This is a genomic window from Acinetobacter pecorum, assembly GCF_014837015.1.
In the GTDB taxonomy this organism is placed as follows: Bacteria; Pseudomonadota; Gammaproteobacteria; order Pseudomonadales; family Moraxellaceae; genus Acinetobacter; species Acinetobacter pecorum.
Window position 1 is genome coordinate 116,776 of sequence record NZ_JACSPT010000005.1, and the last position, 20,551, is coordinate 137,326.

The following is a 20,551-nucleotide window of genomic DNA, read 5'->3' on the forward strand; positions in this document are numbered from 1 at the left end:
GGCTTGGTCACTGCTCTACCGATATTTGCCGAATACTTTCCAGATATGGTTGTCTGCCAGAGGATCGTTATAACTGTCACTACGCTGCTTGCGTGGCTTATCGCGTGCATCGATCAGCTCAAAATGTGGCTCGACACTCAGTACAATCCCATTGACGTAAAAACGGGTGCGCGTATATTCACTCTGGCCATGCTGAAACACATAAGTGCGCAGATCAACAAATTCACGGTGTGCCACTAATGCTGCGGTATCGTCACTATCCAGCCACTGCCGCATGGCTGCAACCTGCTCGGGTTCGAACTGGCCGCATTTTTCGATCAGGCTGGCGACCCCACGAAAAGTTTTGGATTCTTTGGCACGGGTTTTATTGATCCGGATCCGGTCAACATGAAAGTAAAATAGCGGCAGGTTTAAATGGCTCGGCAAATGGATCGCATCCAAGATTTCATCTTCCATAAAAGGCTGAAACAGATCCTGTGCCCTTTCAATCAGACCGAGCCACTGACTATAGTATTCGTCTACCTGTGACTGGCTGCCATAATAAATCGGCAAGCCTTCAACATTGGCCAGATTTGCCGGTGGCCAGATATTCTGGCGCAATAAGGCAATATCACTTTTTAGACTTTGTACCGCAATCGCATCCTGCATGGCATTCACTTTTATATGCTTAGGCTATTTTTAGATTAAGGCAAAGGTTTAGTTTCTGCAAGGCTTTGCCTATAATTAGCGATTGAGATTTTAATGTTAGGAACAAATTCATGGTTCAAAAGATTGAAGCAACCGATGTAACCGAAGAAGAAGCGTTAAATGCGGCATTCTTTGAACGTGCTGATGAATTTATTCAACAAGCCAACGAGTTTTGTCGCGTAGAAAAAGGCTCACAGGAAAAACCAAGCGATAAGCGCGGTCAAGTCAGTGCAGCGATGTTATTTGGTACTGCCCGTTTCAATACCTGGGTGGCCGCAAATAATTTTAAAGATGGCAACGAGATGCGTGATGCCAAAGATCAGGTCATGTCTTATATCTTGCAGCAATTTCAAATGATGCTGGAAGATAACTATGATGAATACTGTGAACAGTTCGAAAACTATTTGCGTTTCCGTCACAATGAAGAGTTTCATGCCAACAAGCATAACCATGATCACAAGCACGATCATTGATGAAAATATGAAAAGCCCCGCGGGGCTTTTTTATTTGTTGTCATTTATCATATTGACTTTAAAATGATTTTAGCACTATATGAATTGAATAATAAATAAACTAAAACAAGGCAGAGCATGCAGCAACTTCCCTTCCCAATCATTGACCCACATATTCACCAATGGGATCCGTACAACACCCCACATGCCGCAGCGCTCGCGGTAAAGCTGTTTGGCAAACATCCTAGATTGCTGGACAAGATGGTTCGACTGTTAAAACCCAAAGATGTCATTGAAACCATTGGCCTGACCCAGCACCTGACTGCACCCTACCTGCCTGCAAATTACAAGAGAGATGCAGGACATTATGAAGTGGAGCAAGTTGTGCATGTTGAGGCCAGCTGGCATGACCATAAAGGCACAGGCGTGGTGGATGAAACCCGTTTCATCGCTGGACTTCCTTTTGATCAGTATAATATCCGGTTAGGTGGAATTGTCGCCACGGCAGATCCACGGCAGAAAAATTTTAAACAGTTAATTGAATTGCATCGCGAAGCTTCTCCCAAATTTCGCGGCATCCGTAAAATGGCTGCGGTACATCCAGATAAAGGGATTCATGCCTGGACCGATGAACCGCATCTATATCGCAACACAGATTTCCTGAAGGGCTTTGAAGAACTGGCCAGGCAAGATTTAAGCTTTGATGCCTGGGTGTACTCTACCCAGATTTCAGATGTTACTGCGCTGGCCAAAGCCTTTCCTGAAACGCCCATCGTGCTAGATCATCTTGGTACGCCCGCAGGTTTATTTGGCAAGGTGGGCAAAGCTACAGGTAAGACCAAACAAGATCGCACCCAGATATTTGCAGACTGGAAATATCAGTTGGCAGAACTGGCCGAATGCAAAAATGTATCGACCAAAATGTCTGGTCTGTTTATGCCAGTCTTGGGACATGATTTTCACACGCAAAAACGGCTGGCAACTAAACAGGAATTAGTCGAATGTGCCGCACCCCTGATCCAGCATGCTTTATACTGCTTTGGGTCTGGGCGCGTGATGTTTGCATCCAACTTCCCAATGGACAGTGTCAGCAGCTCACTCACCAACATTATTGATGCCTTTAGCGATATTGTTCAGTATTATGATGAAAACGCGTTAAAGCCGATCTTTTATGAAAATGCTAAACGTTTTTATCGACTTTGAGTGAATGAGGACATGTTAAGTTGGATAACAGATCCCATTCTAAATACGCCTTCAGGCAAAGGACTTTGTATTTTACTCAATATTATTTCAAGCTGGATAATGTCTTATTATTATCAAATGGTGATCCATCATTCTTTTGATCGAGATATTGCTTTCGTTTCAGCTTTGATTGGCTGTGGAATATTGATTTTTCTTCTTATTGTATCTGTTTGGAGTCTGCCCTTATCTATTATCCTTGCTGGCATAATCGGAGGGGTTATTTTTAGCCATAGAGCAATCTAGAACATAAAGCTCAAATAAATAAAAATCCCCTCACTTGAGAGGATTTTTTTCAACACTATGATGTTTTCACTTGCTTCCCATATTGATCGGCCATCACTTCAACCAGCTGGTTGGGCTTGATGTATTTTTTAATCATGGCATCAATATCAGCTTTACTCAGTTTAGCAATCGCCTGATCACGTTTTTCCCGGTAAACCAGATTACGGTCTTTTTCCAGCTGTGGAATCAGCATAGTATGAATACGGCGATCATCCTCGAGTGCAGTTAAACGCTGTTTCAAGATACTGGCTTTTGCCGCTTCGACTTCCTGTTCAGTCACGCCACGTGTCAGCAGTTCATTCAGTACCTTATGCACTGCCTGAGAAACCTGTGCGGATTTTCCAGCCGTATAATTGGCACTAATCATCATGGCGCCCACATCTGCCCATTCATCGAGTTGCACATCCGCACTAAAACCATAGACCAGGGCATTTTTCTCGCGTAGTTCTTGTGCCAGTCGTGACGATAACTGTGAATCACCCAGAATATAACGAAATACCTGTAATGCAGGTGCATCGGCATGATCTGCACCGACCGGCATGCTCATGAATGCCTCATAACTCCCGAATTCACGCTGCTCGGACAAAGCATGAATTTTCTGGGCTGGGTAGCTTCGATATTCCGATTTCAGACGATCATAAGGCTGTGCAGCTTTCCAGTCTGAAAAACTATTTTTCAGTACATTTTGCATCGATTTCGGATTAAATTCACCCGTAACCGCAATTTGCGCATGCTGGGTTTTTAAAAACTGCTGATACAGTGCCACAACCTGTTCGCGAGTCACTTTCTGATACTGTTTTTTGGCCAGTTCAGGCTCGAAATGGAAACGCAGATCGCCAGGCTGATAGATCTCGATCGTTCGGGCCATCGTCAAGCTCGACACCGTATCTGGTTCGGTATAAGGACGATCCAGGCTGGATAAAATTTGCCCCTTGATCAAGTCAAACTGGCTTTGCTCAAATGTAGGGGCTTTCAGCACATCAACCACATACTGGAAAAACTCTTCAAACTTTTCTTTTTTAGCGCTGATTTGCAAGGTCAGGCCATTACTGGATGCACTGGCAGTCGCAGAACCACCTACCTCAATAATTTTATCGGCAATCTGCTGCAGACTCTGGTCTTTTGATGCGCGTAACAATAAGTAAGCCGTCAGATCCAGAATCTCACCCTTATTCATCAGGCTTTGTGCAGTACCAAAATCTAGAGAAATTGTGGCATAGACTTTATCATCGCGTGTAGTGGTCGGAAACAGCGCATATTTAATGCCATTTTTTAACTTGCCACGCTGAATCTGTTTGTCTTTACTATGCAAATACTGTTTGGACTGCTGTATATATTGTTTTACTTCAGCCTGATAGACACTGACATCTTTCAGTGGCTCTTCTGCTTGCACCTGCTGATCCAGGGTTTTTGCCGGTGCTTCTGTTTGTGCAAGTTCCTGTGCTTTCTTCTGATCTTCCGGTGTAGGTAAGATATTGCCAGAAATACGGTATTCAGGTTTAAAGAAGTTCTTAAAGTCCTGATTGACCTGATTCACACTCAGGCTTTGAATTGCGTTCAGATCTTTAAAATACTTGCTCCAGTCACCCGAATACGTCACAGCATAATCACTTAAACGTGAACCCAAAGCAGTCGCGCTACTTTTAATATTATCTGCCTGATTCCGGGTCAGATTTTTAGCCCGATCCAGTTCTGCCTGAGTAAAAGGCTGGTTCTTTTCTACCCCCTGAATCAGCCCCTGTTCAATATCCTGTGGCTGATGATTCGGGGCATAGATTGCCCCCATAAACACCAGATTGAAGTCTTTATCAAGCCAGGTACTGGATTGCACCGCTGTTGACTTCCCAGTTTCCACCATACTCTGATAGAGATGCCCACTTGGCTGCAAAGTATAGAGCGTTGGCGAAACAGCCAAAGCCGTTTTAATGTTTTCTTCTGATTGGTTTAAATAAATATTAAACCTTGCCAGATCACTACCTTTTCGCACGGTAAATTCACGCTGTTTGATCTGCTCGGGTTTAAGCGCCGGCACTTTCACTTGCGCCGGTACATTTCGGGACTGAATCGGACTGAAATGCGTATCCAGCTGTTTTAATACCTCTGCCTTGTCAAACTTGCCCGAAATCACCATAAAGGCATTATTCGGTGCATACCATTGACGGTAAAAACGGTTTAATTCCTGCATATTGATAGATTGCAGTTCATTCAGATCACCAATCGGCAAACGGCCTAAATACTGATTACCATAGGCCGATTTAAATACCTGATCGATCAATACCGAAAATGGCTGGTCCAGCCGGATTTCACGCTCACGTTTTACAATATCAATTTCAGTCGGTACATATTTTTCCTGAAGCACCAGCTTGTCCATGCGTTCGGCTTCCAGAAAAATGACTTCACTTAACGCTGTTTTTTCAGGACGGATCACATTGGTATATTTGGTCGAGTAATAGTCGGTACTGGCATTGGTCATCAAGGCGTATTGATCCAGTCGGCGCTGGAACTCATCCCCTTTGACATTTTCTGTACCTTTAAAGGCCAAATGTTCCAGCAGATGGGCCAGTCCGCCCTTACCTTGAGGATCGTTCAGGGAACCGGTCAGATAGACCGTATTCATAAAAATCTTATTTTCTTTATCATTCGGAGCCAGAATAATACGTAGTCCGTTATCTAGTCGATATTCTTCAACATTTTGTTCACTTTTCACCAACACAGGTTGTGCAAAACTCAGCACACTACAGCCAGACAATGTGATAGCCAGACTTAAATTTTTATAACGTAGCAACATTATTCATCCAAATTATAAAGGTAAATTTTTATTCATGCTCATCTTGGAAAATGATTCTTTTACCAAATAGCCTATTCCAAGCCGACTCATCAAAATAACATGTCGCCTCATCTGACAACATGTATATCTATGTCATTAAATATAAATTTCTGCCTGCATATATAATTTCCCATAACCTGAAATTTCAATACGCTCCTGATCTTGCAAGGCACAATACAGTACGCCACCACGTGCTGATGCCTGATAGGCGACCAGTTCATTTTTACCCAGTTTTTCGGCCCACAGCGGTGCAATTCCGGTGTGAATCGAACCGGTTACCGGATCTTCATTGATGCCATTACTCGGTGCAAAATAACGTGAAATACAGTCGTATTGCGTATCTTGTGAAGTAATTGCGACATCTAAACAGGTATTTTGAGCAGTAATGGCTGTACGCTTACCATTCAACTGTTTAAGCAGTTCAAAATCAGGCGTTTCATCCAGCACATCCTGTACCGATTCATATTCAACAATATAGCCCTGTGTATTCAGATAAACCTGTTTAAACGGTTTATTCAGGGCCTGTCTTAAAGCTTCAGGATATTCAGCAACTGGCTCTGCACGACGGATTGGAAAATTCATTCTGATCTTGCCATCTGCATCCTGACTGACCACAAAAATACCTAAATCTTTCACATGAAAATAAATCGTTTTCCCTGTACCAAACTGATTGAATAATACAAAACTGCTGGCCAATGTCGCATGACCACAAAAATCCACTTCCCTGGTTGGGGTAAACCAGCGAATGGCATAATTCTCGTTATCCATCACTTTAACAAAAGCTGTTTCAGACAAATTATTCTCCAGTGCGATATTTTGCATCAGCTCATTTTCGAGCCAATCCTCCAGTACAATCACGGCGGCTGGATTGCCTTTAAACAATTCTGTAGTAAACGCATCGACTTGGTACATTTTCATTTTTTGAATTCCTGAATTCACGATCTCTAGTTTAAAAGCTTTTTTGCAAGAATAAACTTGAATATGTTAATGATCTCATTAATCTAGCCTATTAAATAAATAGAGCAAATGGTGCTGCATGACAAACTTCCATCTTCAAAGTGTTCCCTTAGAAAAAGCTTATCGTCTGATTACCCATGGACCTACTGTGCTGGTATCTGCTCAAGACCAGCAGGATACAGATGTCATGGCAGCGGCCTGGGCATGTGCACTGGAATTCAGTCCTGCCAAAGTGACCGTGGTGCTGGACAAAAGCACCAAAACCCGAAATATTATTGAAAATTCAGGTTATTTTGCTCTGCAAATTCCGACACTGAAACAGCTGAATATGGTCTATTATCTGGGCACACAGAGCCTGTATGATGTGCCGGAAAAAATGGCACAATCCGGAGTAGAACTATTTCATTTTCCTGATGCGGATATTCCTGTAGTACAAGGCTGTGCGGCCTGGATACTTTGCGAACTGATTCCCGAGCCGCATAACCAGCAAATGCATGACCTGTTTATTGGCAAGGTGATTGCAGCCTATTCCGATGATCGGGTCTTCCGCGACGGCCACTGGCATTATCATGAAGTGGATGAAGAATGGAAAAGTATTCATCATGTAGCCGGTGGGCATTTTTATACTATTGGTAATGCGGTGAGCATTGATGCTCCTGAATCTTGATTTTTCTATATCTTTCTATTCAGCATACATGGAAGTCATTCTGGTTTAACAGATACTATCTAGCAACTCCAGAATACCTGAAATTATGCTACTTTATTCCTAATTTTGATTTGATGTGATGCGCTATGATGCCTTTTAAAATTCACTGTATTGATGTCCAGAATTCACTGCAAAATTATATCTGGTTGCTTGAACATACCGTGTCACATCAAGTGGCCGTGATTGACCCAACTGAAGCAGACTTGGTACACGCCTATTGTGCCGAGCACGATTTGATCATAAGTCAAATCTGGCTGACGCACTGGCATAAAGACCATATTGGCGGTGTGCCGGGGTTAATCCAGGGGAAAAATCTGCCTGTGTATGGCCCACGGGCAGAACTAAGCAAAATTCCGTTTATCACCCATCCACTTGAGCATGAAGAACAGTTTAATTTTCATGGAATAGATATTCAGGTGATTGCTGTACCTGGGCATACACTTGGCCATATTGTCTATTTTATTGATGCAATTGATGTGCTGTTCTGCGGCGATACTTTATTTGCTATGGGTTGTGGCCGGGTTTTTGAAGGAACGTTTGAACAGATGTATCATTCACTGTCTCGTCTGGCTGCCTTGCCGCCGCGCACGCAGGTGTATTGCACTCATGAGTACACCTTGTCGAATGCGCAGTTTGCCAAACACGTCGAACCAGATAATCCTGAAATTCTGGAACGCTTCGAGCAGATCGAGCGTTTACGTATGCTAGGCCAGTGTACGCTACCAAGCAGTATTGAAATTGAATTGCAAACCAATCCTTTTCTTCGTGCAGAGAGCGTGGAGGAATTTCAGCGTTTAAGAACCTTAAAGGATGAATTTTAAATTCAATACAAAGTTAAAAATCAACCTTTAGATCAATACTATTTAATCATAGGCACTGTATAGTGTGTGCTTGAAGGCCTCGTATCACTTTTATATAAGGTAGAATCTATTGAACATTTACCTAAAAAGAGATTACTGGGCCATTTTCTTTCTTATGATTAACCCGGAGATATAAAATACTTGTCCTAGAGATAATCCTATAGAAATAATAAGTTTAACTATATTTATAAAATCAAAGGAAGGTAGCGAAATGGAATATCCGGTTATAGAAAATATTAGAATAACAGATAATAAAAATGAGATAGATCTAGATAAAGTTCATCATTTCTTAAAAACCACCTATTGGTCTAAAGATATTCCAAAAGAAGTCGTTCAAAAAGCACTTAGAAACTCTTTAGTGGGTGGATGATTAGCAGAAGATCAGCTCATCGGCTTTGGCCGCCCCATTACAGACTATGCAACATTTGCTTATCTTGCGGATATTTATGTTAAACCTGAATTTCGTGGTAAAGGCTACTCTAAAGTAATCATAAAGGCTCTTTTAGATAAAAGTGGATCAGAAATTTTAAGACGCATTCTTTTAGCAACGGCTGATGCTCATGGCTTGTATCGTAAATTTGATTTCAAAGACTTGGGTAAACCCGAAGATTTTTTAGAAATCAACAAACCTCAAATATATCAGCAAGTCACTTGAAAATATTGCAGTAGTATAAATAAGCGGATAAAAATTTAAAAAAAATCATAGCTTCAAATGCTTGGATTTATATAGGGTGTATTATATTAATTCTAGTATTCTTAAATAAAAACTAGTCAAGGTAGTTAGCTATTTCTATTAAATTATCATCAGGATCTCTAATATATATAGACATGATATTTCCAATAGCACCTGTACGTTGAACCGGCCCCTCTTCAATATGAATATTAAGATCATTTAAATGCACAATAACCATAGCTAATGGGGTTTTCGCGATAAAGCATAAGTCAGCAGATCCTTTTGTGGGATGCCTCGCTTTAGGCTCAAATTCATTTCCAGCTTGATGTAAGTTTATTTTTTGCTGCCCAAACTTTAATGCTTTGCGATCATTTCCGAAAGAAATAACCTCAAAATTAAGAACCTGACTATAAAAATTACGCTTTACCTATATCGGCAACAGTCAAAACTAAATGATCTAAATGTGAAATTTCCATATGAGTTCTCACAATCTTGTAAAGGATCTAGTTAATTACATCGTTTACTAAATTTAAGTTATTAAAATCCTCTATGCTGTTGGCGACTTGTTAAAAATGAAAATAAATTATTTCATTCAGTGTACTGGAGATTCTCTAAAATTAAATTTATAAACCTCTAGTAGAAATATTGGGTTGTTCCAAAATAAAAATATCCCCTTTTACATTATGACATACCAATAAAGTCGCCAAACTTTAAGAGTAACATTGGTTATGTCACCCCTAATGATGCTATGCGAGAGCAGAAACTTAGAGCTTGAGTTCTATTTACCGGAACTGATAGCTTATGTACCAGTAAGTAAGATTAAAGAATCTGATTGCTTTGTGCATAGGTATCCAGTTCCTCTTGATTAACCACACGCACCGCCTGCATTTCATCAATACGTACCAGCAGCAAACCACCTAAAGCAGGTTGATAACGACGGGCACTCCCAAAAGGCGTATAGGCCACTTTCGACTGAACACTAAAATATAACCAGTCTTCATGTCCCAACATTACAGCAACCGGATTAATTCCTTGCTGTTGCATCAATTCAATTTGCTGTTTTACATACTGTTCAATGGTTACTTCAGTCATGGTGCGGGAACTCAGTCTGAGAATTATATTCATGCCAGTATAAAACATGTAAAATCAGACTTAAGGGCAGAAAATCATCAACCAGTATTTTGGAATGGATTGAATTAATGAGAAGAAATATTTTCATTTTATGGTTAATTTTTTATTTTGACCTTATGGAAAAAATTTAAAAACAGATCATATGAGATATAAGCTATTGAATTATAAAATTAATTATGTATTTCTATCTCATTTAAATACTTAATATTTAGTTACAACATCTTCAATACTATAAAAATCATTTACTTAAAGCTTAAATTGATTTTTTCTTACTCACGCAATGTTCACTATACATACAAATTCATTTAAATTAATTTAAATAAGGTTAAATGCCCTTTAAAACATTATTTTTCACCCTTATTTAAGATTTAACAATGATGAAGGAGTGATCTCGTGAAAAAAGTGGTTAAAGCTAAAAATTTGATTGCATTTCGACTATGGTTAGAAAAATTGGGATATTCGGTACGTACCCTGGCGGATGATCGTGGTTTCAGTTTCAGCTTTAAGAAAGAATATGGCTTGGTCACCTGTGATCTGGCAGGCAATGCCTTGGCCTTACAACTAGGTGAGGAATTTGAAGACCACCTGAAAGCCTGATTACTTCTATTTAGGAGTAGAAAAATAAATTAATTTCTCCACTGATTCAGTAGCACTATTCTCTAGTTATTCAGCCCATTTCGATGGGCTTTTCTTTTTTGAGAAATCTTGAGCAATAAAAAAGCAAGGCATTAGCCTTGCTTTAATATGATGGTGGGGACGGAGAGACTCGAACTCTCACACCTCGCGGCGCTGGAACCTAAATCCAGTGCGTCTACCAATTTCGCCACGTCCCCATCAGGGTACCAACTTAGTGTTGGATTTCTTTCAAACTTTGGCAGAGGATCAAGGATTCGAACCTTGACGAACGGTTTTGGAGACCGTCATGCTACCATTACACCAATCCTCTACTTCAATCAAATATTCAGATACCCGAATATCGATTGGTGGGGACGGAGAGACTCGAACTCTCACACCTCGCGGCGCTGGAACCTAAATCCAGTGCGTCTACCAATTTCGCCACGTCCCCGATGGCTGTGTATATTATAGAGATAGACCGTCATTGACAAGTGATTTTACAAGCAATAACAGTCTATTCCGCTATAAAATAAACAGTTAAGCTTATTTTTTATTTTTTTATAAAACTGATGTCGAAAATTTGATTCTTTTTAGGGTGAGACTCCTGATTTTTTATTTAAACTCTGACCATCTATAAATGAATACATAAATGGAGTTTTTATTATCCATGATATCTATTGTAAACTTGCATTAAAAATTTAAAGATAGAACTTACCAGCTATCTTATTTTTTAGAAAACTTTAATCAGACAACTCATGCCTTATATTATTTTGGTTAAATTTCAATTTATAACCTATATTGCGGAACCGCATTCCATTCGTTCCAAAAAACTAACCTCTTCTAAAGGGATTAATCATCAATGATTTTACCTCTAAAAAAATAAGTAAAGAGGCAATAATTAAAAGGCTTCCAATGCCGAGTAGAAGTTTATCACCAATGTATATACTTAAACCTAACGTTGTTAACGCAATAACAATAAATAAAACTAAAACAATTAAACCAATAGTGTGTTTCATTTTACATTTTTCTAATAAACTGATAAAAATATTTTATTATTTAATTAAACTAAAAACAAACAAAATTTAACACACAATTACAATTCTCTTGCAGCTTAACTTTTAACGTTTTGCTTTACAAGATCAATCCTATCTTTATTAGGAAAAAATACATATTCAATTATTATGAATATTCAAATACTTAAAATATTTTTAAAAATTTCTGAAGTAAAATATTTTTAAATTTATTAAAAGACAAATATGAAGGGAGCACTACAATAAAGTTAAATTGTGCTAAGCCTTCAAGATTATATGATCTATTTAGGTTAGGAAAATTTAGATTATAAAAATGGAATGCTTGGCTCTCATTAAAGAGCAGTGTCTTAAAATAAATATTGATTTAAAAAACTAAAAGATTATTAAAAAGTTCTTGAAATCAAAAATTGCATCAGCGCAATACAAGTTATAGTTTTACAAAATTTATGGTGGGGATAGAGAGACTCGAACTCTCACGCCCAGAAGGCGCTGCGACCTGAACACAGTGCGTCTACCAATTCCGCCATATCCCCATGGCTGTGTATATTATAGCGATTAGACCGGGTTCACAAGTAGTTTTGTAAGAATCCAAATACTTTTATATCAAAAATTAAGCAGTTAACTTTCAATTGAGCAAATATCATCCTACTTAGATTCCTATTATTAAATTTATCCCCCTCTACATGAAAATGATGTCTATAACTTGAATGAAAGATCACTCCATTGAAATTTAAAAGCAGTGGGATCGCGTAGCTTATCATTCTTAATATTAGAATTTTTACAGTCATGCCCTGATAATAATCATTCACTTAAGAGGTGAAACCTGGAATGTATTTAAGTTCATTACGTATCACAGCAAATATCACACTAAAAAATTAGACTTATTCAGGCAATAAAAAAGCAAGGCATTAGCCTTGCTTTAATATGATGGTGGGGACGGAGAGACTCGAACTCTCACACCTTGCGGCGCTGGAACCTAAATCCAGTGCGTCTACCAATTTCGCCACGTCCCCATCAGGGTACCAACTTAGTGCTGGATTTCTTTCAAACTTTGGCAGAGGATCAAGGATTCGAACCTTGACGAACGGTTTTGGAGACCGTCATGCTACCATTACACCAATCCTCTACTTCAATCAAATATTCAGATACCCGAATATCGATTGGTGGGGACGGAGAGACTCGAACTCTCACACCTCGCGGCGCTGGAACCTAAATCCAGTGCGTCTACCAATTTCGCCACGTCCCCGATGGCTGTGTATATTATAGAGATCATTTCCAGCTGACAAGCCGTTTATCATAAAAAAGCACCCGTTTGATTAAATAAGAAACAATCCCGATCTTATTGTATTTTTCTCATTCAATTTCAGTCATTAAGTAGGATCTAACCGCTTTGAAATCTGTCAGCCGATGCGGTTTTTGCTTGCGTAGCATATCTTCTAACAAGCCTTGAAAGACCTGTAAATGTTCCGGTAACGCAATCTTTAGACGCTGACAATGCAACAGCGCCCAATCCAGATAATCAGTCGCCTGTAAACGCTGCCCGCTCAACCATTCATAAAAAATCACGCCTAAAGCATAAACTTCACTTTGCAGGCTTTTGGCCTGACCTTGAAAAAGTTCTGGCGCCATATAACGCGGTGTTGCATTCAGCTCATAGGTACCATTCTGATAGATTGACTGCACATGTTCAAAATCAAGCAGGTATACCCTGCCCTGATCATTTACAAAATGCTCCTGCTTTAAATCCGCATGTATATAGCCCAGCTCCTGCAAGCAGACTAAAGGCTCAACAGCTTGCAGCAAATGCTGTCGAATTTGTGTAATGGATTGTTGATGCGGCATGACTTGAAAATGCGCCCGTGCATCCACCAGAATCAAAGCATGCTCAAAGTGGTCATGATCGAACTTGAAAGGTTGTTGAATAATTTGATGAGGCAGGAAAAAATTTAGCTCACTTGATCGAGCATAAACCTGATAAAAATTCAGCTCACGCTGCCAGCCCAGTTCTGCCTGCGTCGATAATTTTAAGCGATCAGAGATATTCGATATTTGGGTTTTTAGCCAGAGCGCCTGCTTTTCAGCATAATACAACCGCCGCCCAAAGCCCAGGCTGCGGGCTTTAGTTCGCAGTTCAAAATTAGAAGTATCAAGATAATCTAAATTAAGTCGTGGCAATGTATTCAGGTTTTGGATCAGATGCATGCTGATAATTTAACAGTTCCAGACAATGCTGAATAGTTTTCCCCACGCGTTCCTGAGTTTCGATGAGAGAAATTTTCGGCCATGTAGCCCGCTCCCCTTCACGCTGTAAAATTTTAAAGAGATACGGCCTTGGATTCTGCAACATATAGCTATAGTGGCGCAGGCTATACTTACCGACAATATTCACATCACCATAATAACGCTGATCCACCACCCCATAACCATGATCCAAAAGACGGCGTACAGGAGGCAAGCTTCCCGCATGTTCCCGAGCGAAATCCATCACTCCTTTGGTAATCACCGCGCCCTGACGGCGAACAATCCGTTGCGGCCAGCTTAAGGTACCTTTACGGAAACGTGAAATATCATCCTGCATAAATGGCACGATATGCGGGTTGGTCTGACTGGCAATGGTATAATTGATATTATACAGGCGTGCCATTTTCTCCTGCGGAAAATCACTGCGCACACTGCCATCCACCCAACGGGTTGAACCCATATAAGGAGTATATTGACCGTCATAACGCTTGCTGGTCAAACGCACGGGTGGAAACAGAATTGGCACTGCACAAGAGGCCAGCACCGCACTCCAGACCAGCACATCCGGAGATGTGTAGGCATTCATGATGCGTGCGTCCTGTGCCCCATCATAAGGCGCAACTGCAATATTAATATGTAGGCCTGAGTTTTTCATAGCCTCTTCAAAGGTCAGATCACCCAGATTTTCGATCAGAAATTTTTTCAGATACTTCACATCGGCCAGACCACCATTGCCTTTCAGCAATTCGCTCATTGTGCGGAAATGAAAAGCCTCATGAAAGAAATTATGTCCCTTTAGTATATCGACATATTGTGACGGTTTGGACACGCCTAACATGGCTGTCATAATGGCGCCCGCACTAGAACCCGACATGACTTTTGGTAATAAATCCTGCTCCATTAAGGCCTTGCATACGCCCGTATGAAACAGACCTAAAGTTGAACCACCAGAAAACATCAAGGCCGGTTGTCCATAAGCACGCTGACAATGCTGAAAATACTCTAATTTCTCTTCAATACTGAGGCAAGTACAGTCTATTGAAGCAATATAGGCTAAACTCTGGCTGACTTCTTCGACATAATCTTCAATAATTTTTTTGGTACCAACGTAAGCTTCAGTGAACAACAGAGGATGGGCAATGTTAGCAATATCGTAGCTTAAGCCTTCACGCAAAATATACATCAGGTCACGGGTACGCTTTTGTTGTCGATAGCGTCTTAATTTACCCAGACGATGTGCAATTACTTCTGCATCAAAATACGGGGAGCTGTTATCAAATTTCCATTCCTGCGCACCTGACTCTTCATCTATTTTCAGGGCAATATATTTCCATTCTTCATAGGACTCAGCCTGTTGCAGCTGCTGCTTGAGCTTTTTGATCCGATAGGCCTGATGTGGATTAATGTCCTGAGTAAAATCTTTAAACAGCATCTGCCTTCTTCCCTATATTTATTCTTGATACAGCTCGTACTCAGAGCCAGAAAATTTGTCCAAACTTTCTATCCTCTACAATAACGAAGATTCTCTACTTTAAGCAAATTATCATACTTTTCCGGCTTTGACTGTGTATTTTGCAGTGATACTATCTTAGGCATAATTTTAAATCTGTATGCTTAGATCATGGCAAAAATTGAGTTACCTGACCATATTTTAAATACCCTTTCAACTGTGCTGCAGCAGCTGCAGCAAAGCCTGCCCGAACTGAAAAAAAATCCTGATTTTTCTGCGCTTGCCTATAAGTGGCAAAATGGTGAGCTCAAACCCATTCATCAGCTCAGACAGATAGAACTGGCCGATTTAAAAGGTATTGAGCGACAAAAAGAAAAAGTTATCCAGAATACTTTGCAGTTCTTAAAAGGCCTACCTGCCAATGATGTCTTGCTGACGGGTTCTCGTGGTACGGGTAAATCTTCTATTGTTCGCGCCCTGTTGACTGAATATGCAGAGCAAGGCTTGCGCCTGATTGAAATTGAACGGGATGATTTGTCTGATTTACCGCAAATCCAGCAACTCATTGCCGGACGTCCAGAGAAGTTTATTGTTTATTGTGACGATCTGGCTTTTAATGCCGAAGACGAAAATTATCGCAGTTTAAAAAGTGTTCTGGATGGTTCTTTACAATCCGGTTCCAGCAATTTTGTGATTTATGCGACCAGTAATCGTCGTCATTTATTACCCGAATTCATGCATGAAAATACGCCCGTTACCCGGGTTGATGTTCCGCAATATACCGAATTGCATCCGCAAGAAGCGATTGAAGAAAAAATCTCACTGTCTGACCGCTTTGGCTTATGGCTCTCTTTTTATCCAATGGATCAGAATCTGTATTTAGAAATTGTAGAGCATTATCTTAAAAAGGCAGGCATGGAACTCACGCCAGAAACCCGTGCTGAAGCCCTACGCTGGTGTCAGGCACGCGGTCAACGTTCAGGACGCGCTGCCTATCAGTTTTCCAAGCACTGGATTGGTTCAACCCAACTAAATGCCTCTTAAAAGCTTAAAAGCGACCGGTTCAGGTCGCTTTTTTCATATAAATCACTTATATAATAATGATACTCAAAAGAAAATTAAAATTATGGATGTCGGTGCAGTTCTCATTCAACTTAAGCCCTTACATATGCAGCAAGTTCATGACTGGCAGCGTACTTTAAAAGCACGTCAAGACAAAGTGATTGAGACGCTTAAGGCTGAACAGGTTCATGTCGAGTCCTGGTTTTATCTGCAACTTCATGGTCAGGACTATTTGATTGCATATATGCGCGCCGACAACATTCAAAAAGCGAAAAATATTGCAAAATTCAGTACTTTTCCGATTGACCAAGTGCACAAACAGTTTAAAGCATCATGGCAGGCTGTTTATCCCGCTGAATTATTATTGGATGCTACAGCTACCTGATTTATTAGCACAACTATTTAAAGATTTTTTGTAAAATAGATATCCCATCAAAAATAAAAAAGCCCCAGTAATACAGGGCTTTTTTGACCTCTCGAATTATTGTTTATTACCAATAATGGTAGACCACAGCAAGTCCTCAATTTCACTACCATTGAAATAAACAGTAGCCTTTAACGATTCAGGCTGGTTCTGTTTGACCTCAATTACCTGATCATAGCTGTCCTTAATTCTAAGCACGCCCTCTTTTGGCAAATGCTTATAGTTATTTAAAACGGTTTCATCCATTTTGAATGGTGTGCTGGTATTAAAATCAAAACTGTAACGATAATCTGCCAGATCAGGCTGACCGATAATCGTACCACGACTGGTTAAGGTACGAATCCCATTACTGCCACTGCCATAATCATCGACCAGGCTGTACTTATAATTACGCACCTGCAGATATTCTTTGCTCTTTGTATCAAACGCGGTTCCAGAAGTACCCGTCTGAACGTCCTCGGCTATACGCTGAAATTCCAACTGATCGATTTGATAAGATTCGGATTGCCCCATGTTATTTTTGGTCTTTCGATGCACAATTGTGCCAGAAATCAGGTAGTCGTCCTTGAGATTAAAATCTACATTTGAACCATAACGGACATTGCTAAAGCTTAAAGTCGTCGTGTCACCGCTCACCGTCTGAGTAATAGTGGAGCCTTTACGATAAGTCTTGTCCAGAATAATACAGTTCTCTCTATCCGTTTTTAATTTGAGAGTCTTGACTGCACCATTGGTATTTACTTCTGAGCAGATCAGATTTGGGTATTTAATACTATTGATGCCCAGATTATAAATCTTGATGATACGTGCAGTACGCCCATAAGGATAATCTGCAAATACTTCACCAATCATATGACCTAGAGCAACGTTATAGTCGGTATCATTGCTGGTATCTCCAGAAATTTTATCGCGAATTTTATCCACAATATCCTGATCTTCAAAAGGGACAAACTCTTCTGAAAGCTCAGGAGAAATGCTTTCCTTCGGAACATTTGGAGGGGTAGTGACTGTAGGATTATCTGAGCCACTTCCACCACCTCCGCCACACGCACTCAGTAAACCCGATACAAGAGCCACACCAAAGAGAGAAATCTGCTTTTTCATAAAATTTATTCCCTGAAATTTCTTTGCATTTTTATTTGGTTATTTCTAAAGATTAACTACCTCGAAACCAAACAGCTCGAACGCTCTGCTTGCCGGTGATATTTCTTCCTGGCAACCAGCTTTTTCCCTTGATAGCGCTTTAACTTTAAACAAAGTAAATTTTTGTTCTGTAATTTTAATGTATATTTCAAACAATAATGACCACAAGAAATGAAGCTCTTTTTTAATCACACCTCCTCACTACACCTGCTTTATAGCCAATTTATAGTGCTTTCAATCAGGTCAATTTACTTTGCAACAAAGCTTATTAATTTTGTAATCATTAAGTTAATGATGTATTAATCTTTCTTTTTACACTGAATCAGGCTTATTTCTTCTTATTTTTTATACCTGCGTCCAAAGAAGAATATTGAAAGATAGGATGATTTTAGACCATAGAAAACGACCCTTCCGATATTATAAAATTCTTGCTTATTTACAGAAAATTCAAAGCATCAATTATTTAAGATAGGCCACAGCTTCACTGGCTTTTTTCCAGCGTTTATATTCAAACATGTTCTGATCCGCTTGTGCGAGTGCTGCAAATAGACCCTGACTCGGATGACGCATTGCCAGACCAATTGCTGCGCCAATATTTGCTTCTGCAAAAGCAGCAATTAAACGGTCGAGCAACGTTTCAGCACCCGTTTTATCATTTTCCACACTGAGCATCACAAATTCATCTCCACCCAAACGGGCGACAATGTCATTGATGCGCACATTATCTCGTAACACTTGAGCTGCATTCTGAATCAGCCTGTCACCTTCTTCATGCCCCAAACTATCATTCACTTTTTTCAGATCATTCAGGTCAATAAATAATACAGCAGCAGGATGACCATATTGCTTGCAACGTTCTTCCTCTGCTCGCAGAAATTTGTCCCAGGCACGGCGATTATACAATCCGGTCAATTCATCTTTACTGGCTTCTTCCTGGAGTAATTCACGCTGTCGCACCTGCTCAATCTGGCGTAACTCTGCCTGCAAAATCGAACTGAGCAATTGCCCTAACAACTCGACCAGTTGCATATCTTGAACAATAGCTTCTGATTTGATTTCAGGATCGATCGCACAAAGTGTTCCGAACAGACTGCCATCTTCTTTAACGAGTGGCTGGCCAATATAAGATTTTATACAGACCTGCTGATTAATCGGCGCTGTGGCATATAAAGGAATTACTTCTGAACGGGGTGCAATTCTAGGCGCTTTACCTGCCACCATATGAAAGCAGAAGGAATCTGCCCACTGAAAAACTTGTCGAGGTTGTACGCCATAGCCATGGTCTTCCGTTTGCAGGACGATCCAGTCCAGACCTTCTACCCGGGTGATCATCCATAAATCAAAGCCAAAATGCTTATGCAGAAACTGCAATACCGCCTGTCCCGCATCCTGAAAACTTTTAAAATTGATATTTTCCATCCGAAGCAATCTCTGCTGCAAACTTATAAAAGCTGTATGATTTAAACCGAAGCTATTAAACGATTTTCAAGTTTCAATAGAATATTTGAGTTTTAAATAAAATTATAAATAAATACAGATATTCACAGCATCTCGTTTCTATTAAGTTCTCATTTAAAAAGTCACATTAAAAAGAAAGAGGCCCAAACCTCTTCCTTTTTTTGGCTGAAATCTATGCCTCTGTCGGATTAGTCAATTCCGTCATCGGCCAGCGTGGTGTTGTGGTCACGGCCAAACCATCTTGCTGACCTGCTTTTAAACGTTGATAACCGGCAAAGGCAATCATGGCACCGTTGTCGGTACATAAAGCCGGTTCTGCATAGTACACAGTTGCTTTTATTTTCGCCAAGTCAGCCTCTAGGCGTTCACGTAAACGCTTGTTGGCGCTGACACCACCGGCAATCACCAGACGTTTAAGCCCCGTTTGCTTCAGTGCTTTCACCGACTTTTTCACTAAAGTATCGACAATTGCTTCTTGGAAACTGGCTGCAATGTCGGCATCGCGGTTTTCATCACCCAGTTTCTTCATTTGGACAGAAACAGCCGTTTTTAAACCGCTAAATGAAAATTCCAGACCTTGATGCAGCATTGGACGTGGGAATGCAAATGCATTCGGATCACCCTGCTCCGCCAGTTTGGAGATATTCGGACCGCCCGGATATGGCAGACCCATCATTTTTGCGACTTTATCAAAGGCTTCACCGGCAGCATCATCAATCGATTCGCCTAGCAATTCATACTGACCAATACCGTACGCTGCCATAAGCTGTGAGTGACCGCCAGAAACCAGAAGTGCTACAAATGGAAACTCAGGTGGTGTTTTAGACAATAATGGCGCCAGCATATGGCCTTCCATATGATGCACACCAATCGCTGGTTTATTCAGCGCAAAGGCCAAAGTACGACCAAACAGCGCACCGGTCATTAGCGCACCCATCAGACCTGGACCACGCGTATAAGCGACAGCATCAATTTCTGATTTTTTCACGCCACTTTGTTCGAGCAGCTCATTAATAAGGGGGATTAATTTACGTACATGATCACGCGACGCCAGTTCCGGAACCACACCGCCATATTCTGCATGCAGTTTAATTTGACTATAAAGCACCTGTCCGCGTAACCCCAACTCGCTGTCATAAAGTGCAAGCCCTGTTTCATCACACGACGTTTCCAAGCCTAAAACGATCATTAAACTGCCTATAACCTGTATCAAATCTATTGCAGCAACTATTATAGGCTTGTGGTATGAGATGTAAATGAGTAAAATACTGACCTTCACTTGTGATCTGGGGCAATTCGGCCCTGATCTT

At 40.5% G+C, this 20,551-nt stretch carries 19 protein-coding genes, 7 tRNA genes and 1 pseudogene; 10 read left to right on the forward strand and 17 right to left on the reverse strand.

Going from position 1 to position 20,551, the window contains the following annotated elements; translation table 11 throughout:
- Positions 1-15: 15 nt before the first annotated feature.
- Complete coding sequence (locus H9629_RS05615) at positions 16-648, reverse strand: hypothetical protein (protein WP_144724424.1); 633 nt, start codon at positions 646-648, stop codon at positions 16-18.
- Between the two features lie 110 nt (positions 649-758).
- On the opposite strand from H9629_RS05615, the gene H9629_RS05620 reads away from it, so the two are divergent.
- The 3 genes from H9629_RS05620 to H9629_RS05630 all read left to right on the forward strand — a co-directional run bounded on the left by H9629_RS05620 (position 759) and on the right by H9629_RS05630 (position 2,624).
- A complete protein-coding gene (locus H9629_RS05620) occupies positions 759-1,160 on the forward strand; it encodes a DUF3144 domain-containing protein (protein WP_004280011.1) in 402 nt (133 codons plus the stop codon).
- Between the two features lie 117 nt (positions 1,161-1,277).
- Entirely contained in the window at positions 1,278-2,342 is a 1,065-nt protein-coding gene (locus H9629_RS05625) for an amidohydrolase family protein (RefSeq protein ID WP_191730680.1), read from the forward strand.
- Between the two features lie 12 nt (positions 2,343-2,354).
- Positions 2,355-2,624 carry a hypothetical protein gene (locus H9629_RS05630; protein WP_191730681.1) on the forward strand — a complete coding sequence of 90 codons (270 nt, stop codon included), beginning with the start codon at positions 2,355-2,357 and terminating at the stop codon, positions 2,622-2,624.
- Positions 2,625-2,679: 55 nt separating this feature from the next.
- On the opposite strand, the gene H9629_RS05635 is transcribed toward H9629_RS05630, so the two are convergent.
- On the reverse strand, positions 2,680-5,451 hold the full coding sequence (locus H9629_RS05635; RefSeq protein WP_191730682.1) for a M16 family metallopeptidase: 2,772 nt from the start codon (positions 5,449-5,451) through the stop codon (positions 2,680-2,682).
- 135 nt (positions 5,452-5,586) lie between these two features.
- Positions 5,587-6,408: a PhzF family phenazine biosynthesis protein gene (locus tag H9629_RS05640; RefSeq protein ID WP_064101955.1), complete on the reverse strand. Its 822-nt coding sequence runs from the start codon at positions 6,406-6,408 to the stop codon at positions 5,587-5,589.
- A gap of 118 nt (positions 6,409-6,526) precedes the next feature.
- Here H9629_RS05640 and H9629_RS05645 point away from each other — a divergent pair, with 118 nt between their 5' ends.
- The 4 genes from H9629_RS05645 (at position 6,527) to H9629_RS05655 (ending at position 8,668) form a co-directional block, all read left to right on the forward strand.
- On the forward strand, positions 6,527-7,114 hold the full coding sequence (locus tag H9629_RS05645) for a flavin reductase family protein (protein ID WP_064101954.1): 588 nt from the start codon (positions 6,527-6,529) through the stop codon (positions 7,112-7,114).
- A gap of 125 nt (positions 7,115-7,239) precedes the next feature.
- Positions 7,240-7,974, forward strand: coding sequence for a hydroxyacylglutathione hydrolase (gloB, locus tag H9629_RS05650; RefSeq protein ID WP_064101953.1), 735 nt, complete (start codon positions 7,240-7,242; stop codon positions 7,972-7,974).
- 250 nt (positions 7,975-8,224) lie between these two features.
- Positions 8,225-8,383, forward strand: a complete 159-nt coding sequence (locus tag H9629_RS15330) for a hypothetical protein (protein WP_225215734.1) — start codon at positions 8,225-8,227, stop codon at positions 8,381-8,383.
- A gap of 18 nt (positions 8,384-8,401) precedes the next feature.
- Entirely contained in the window at positions 8,402-8,668 is a 267-nt protein-coding gene (locus H9629_RS05655) for a GNAT family N-acetyltransferase (RefSeq protein ID WP_227509964.1), read from the forward strand.
- A 112-nt stretch (positions 8,669-8,780) separates the two neighbouring features.
- Here the strand turns inward: H9629_RS05655 and H9629_RS15335 are convergent.
- Positions 8,781-9,162 (reverse strand): annotated as a pseudogene (locus tag H9629_RS15335) (VOC family protein).
- A gap of 343 nt (positions 9,163-9,505) precedes the next feature.
- The gene (locus tag H9629_RS05660; RefSeq protein ID WP_064095873.1) at positions 9,506-9,778 is read right to left on the reverse strand and encodes a hypothetical protein; all 273 of its coding nucleotides are present in this window, start codon (positions 9,776-9,778) and stop codon (positions 9,506-9,508) included.
- A 432-nt stretch (positions 9,779-10,210) separates the two neighbouring features.
- Here H9629_RS05660 and H9629_RS05665 point away from each other — a divergent pair, with 432 nt between their 5' ends.
- Positions 10,211-10,414, forward strand: coding sequence for a hypothetical protein (locus H9629_RS05665; protein WP_004280022.1), 204 nt, complete (start codon positions 10,211-10,213; stop codon positions 10,412-10,414).
- A gap of 151 nt (positions 10,415-10,565) precedes the next feature.
- Here H9629_RS05665 and H9629_RS05670 read toward each other — a convergent pair.
- From H9629_RS05670 to H9629_RS05710, 9 genes are all read right to left on the reverse strand, one after another.
- Positions 10,566-10,650, reverse strand: a tRNA-Leu gene (locus H9629_RS05670).
- A gap of 39 nt (positions 10,651-10,689) precedes the next feature.
- Positions 10,690-10,763: transfer RNA gene (locus H9629_RS05675), tRNA-Trp, on the reverse strand.
- 35 nt (positions 10,764-10,798) lie between these two features.
- Positions 10,799-10,883: transfer RNA gene (locus H9629_RS05680), tRNA-Leu, on the reverse strand.
- 1,027 nt (positions 10,884-11,910) lie between these two features.
- A tRNA-Leu gene (locus H9629_RS05685) sits at positions 11,911-11,996 on the reverse strand.
- A gap of 395 nt (positions 11,997-12,391) precedes the next feature.
- A tRNA-Leu gene (locus tag H9629_RS05690) sits at positions 12,392-12,476 on the reverse strand.
- 39 nt (positions 12,477-12,515) lie between these two features.
- Positions 12,516-12,589 (reverse strand) — tRNA-Trp (locus H9629_RS05695).
- Between the two features lie 35 nt (positions 12,590-12,624).
- A tRNA-Leu gene (locus H9629_RS05700) sits at positions 12,625-12,709 on the reverse strand.
- A gap of 107 nt (positions 12,710-12,816) precedes the next feature.
- The gene (locus H9629_RS05705) at positions 12,817-13,638 is read right to left on the reverse strand and encodes a protein kinase domain-containing protein (RefSeq protein ID WP_191730710.1); all 822 of its coding nucleotides are present in this window, start codon (positions 13,636-13,638) and stop codon (positions 12,817-12,819) included.
- A complete protein-coding gene (locus H9629_RS05710) occupies positions 13,625-15,136 on the reverse strand; it encodes a DUF3336 domain-containing protein (RefSeq protein ID WP_191730683.1) in 1,512 nt (503 codons plus the stop codon). The genes H9629_RS05705 and H9629_RS05710 overlap by 14 nt, the downstream gene beginning before the upstream one ends.
- 189 nt (positions 15,137-15,325) lie before the next feature.
- Between H9629_RS05710 and H9629_RS05715 the strand changes: the two genes are divergently transcribed.
- Both H9629_RS05715 and H9629_RS05720 read left to right on the forward strand, forming a co-directional pair.
- On the forward strand, positions 15,326-16,198 hold the full coding sequence (locus H9629_RS05715; RefSeq protein ID WP_064095869.1) for an ATP-binding protein: 873 nt from the start codon (positions 15,326-15,328) through the stop codon (positions 16,196-16,198).
- Entirely contained in the window at positions 16,188-16,601 is a 414-nt protein-coding gene (locus H9629_RS05720; RefSeq protein ID WP_081406354.1) for a DUF6176 family protein, read from the forward strand. Before H9629_RS05715 ends, H9629_RS05720 begins: the two co-directional genes overlap by 11 nt.
- Before the next feature lie 96 nt (positions 16,602-16,697).
- Here H9629_RS05720 and H9629_RS05725 read toward each other — a convergent pair whose 3' ends face one another.
- The 3 genes from H9629_RS05725 to tsaD form a co-directional block, all read right to left on the reverse strand.
- The gene (locus H9629_RS05725; protein WP_064095868.1) at positions 16,698-17,744 is read right to left on the reverse strand and encodes a hypothetical protein; all 1,047 of its coding nucleotides are present in this window, start codon (positions 17,742-17,744) and stop codon (positions 16,698-16,700) included.
- A 498-nt stretch (positions 17,745-18,242) separates the two neighbouring features.
- Positions 18,243-19,202, reverse strand: a complete 960-nt coding sequence (locus H9629_RS05730; protein WP_191730684.1) for a sensor domain-containing diguanylate cyclase — start codon at positions 19,200-19,202, stop codon at positions 18,243-18,245.
- 211 nt (positions 19,203-19,413) lie between these two features.
- A complete protein-coding gene (gene tsaD, locus H9629_RS05735) occupies positions 19,414-20,430 on the reverse strand; it encodes a tRNA (adenosine(37)-N6)-threonylcarbamoyltransferase complex transferase subunit TsaD (protein ID WP_144724409.1) in 1,017 nt (338 codons plus the stop codon).
- Positions 20,431-20,551 lie beyond the last annotated feature (121 nt).

What these genes read in the sequence shown, in the direction of transcription:
- H9629_RS05615 (WP_144724424.1), bottom strand. Translation starts at nt 648, where the DNA reads ATGCAGGATGCGATTGCGGTACAAAGTCTAAAAAGTGATATTGCCTTA.
- H9629_RS05620 (WP_004280011.1), top strand. Translation starts at nt 759, where the DNA reads ATGGTTCAAAAGATTGAAGCAACCGATGTAACCGAAGAAGAAGCGTTA.
- H9629_RS05625 (WP_191730680.1), top strand. Translation starts at nt 1,278, where the DNA reads ATGCAGCAACTTCCCTTCCCAATCATTGACCCACATATTCACCAATGG.
- H9629_RS05630 (WP_191730681.1), top strand. Translation starts at nt 2,355, where the DNA reads ATGTTAAGTTGGATAACAGATCCCATTCTAAATACGCCTTCAGGCAAA.
- H9629_RS05635 (WP_191730682.1), bottom strand. Translation starts at nt 5,451, where the DNA reads ATGTTGCTACGTTATAAAAATTTAAGTCTGGCTATCACATTGTCTGGC.
- H9629_RS05640 (WP_064101955.1), bottom strand. Translation starts at nt 6,408, where the DNA reads ATGAAAATGTACCAAGTCGATGCGTTTACTACAGAATTGTTTAAAGGC.
- H9629_RS05645 (WP_064101954.1), top strand. Translation starts at nt 6,527, where the DNA reads ATGACAAACTTCCATCTTCAAAGTGTTCCCTTAGAAAAAGCTTATCGT.
- gloB (WP_064101953.1), top strand. Translation starts at nt 7,240, where the DNA reads ATGATGCCTTTTAAAATTCACTGTATTGATGTCCAGAATTCACTGCAA.
- H9629_RS15330 (WP_225215734.1), top strand. Translation starts at nt 8,225, where the DNA reads ATGGAATATCCGGTTATAGAAAATATTAGAATAACAGATAATAAAAAT.
- H9629_RS05660 (WP_064095873.1), bottom strand. Translation starts at nt 9,778, where the DNA reads ATGACTGAAGTAACCATTGAACAGTATGTAAAACAGCAAATTGAATTG.
- H9629_RS05710 (WP_191730683.1), bottom strand. Translation starts at nt 15,136, where the DNA reads ATGCTGTTTAAAGATTTTACTCAGGACATTAATCCACATCAGGCCTAT.
- H9629_RS05715 (WP_064095869.1), top strand. Translation starts at nt 15,326, where the DNA reads ATGGCAAAAATTGAGTTACCTGACCATATTTTAAATACCCTTTCAACT.
- H9629_RS05720 (WP_081406354.1), top strand. Translation starts at nt 16,188, where the DNA reads ATGCCTCTTAAAAGCTTAAAAGCGACCGGTTCAGGTCGCTTTTTTCAT.
- H9629_RS05725 (WP_064095868.1), bottom strand. Translation starts at nt 17,744, where the DNA reads ATGAAAAAGCAGATTTCTCTCTTTGGTGTGGCTCTTGTATCGGGTTTA.
- H9629_RS05730 (WP_191730684.1), bottom strand. Translation starts at nt 19,202, where the DNA reads ATGGAAAATATCAATTTTAAAAGTTTTCAGGATGCGGGACAGGCGGTA.
- tsaD (WP_144724409.1), bottom strand. Translation starts at nt 20,430, where the DNA reads ATGATCGTTTTAGGCTTGGAAACGTCGTGTGATGAAACAGGGCTTGCA.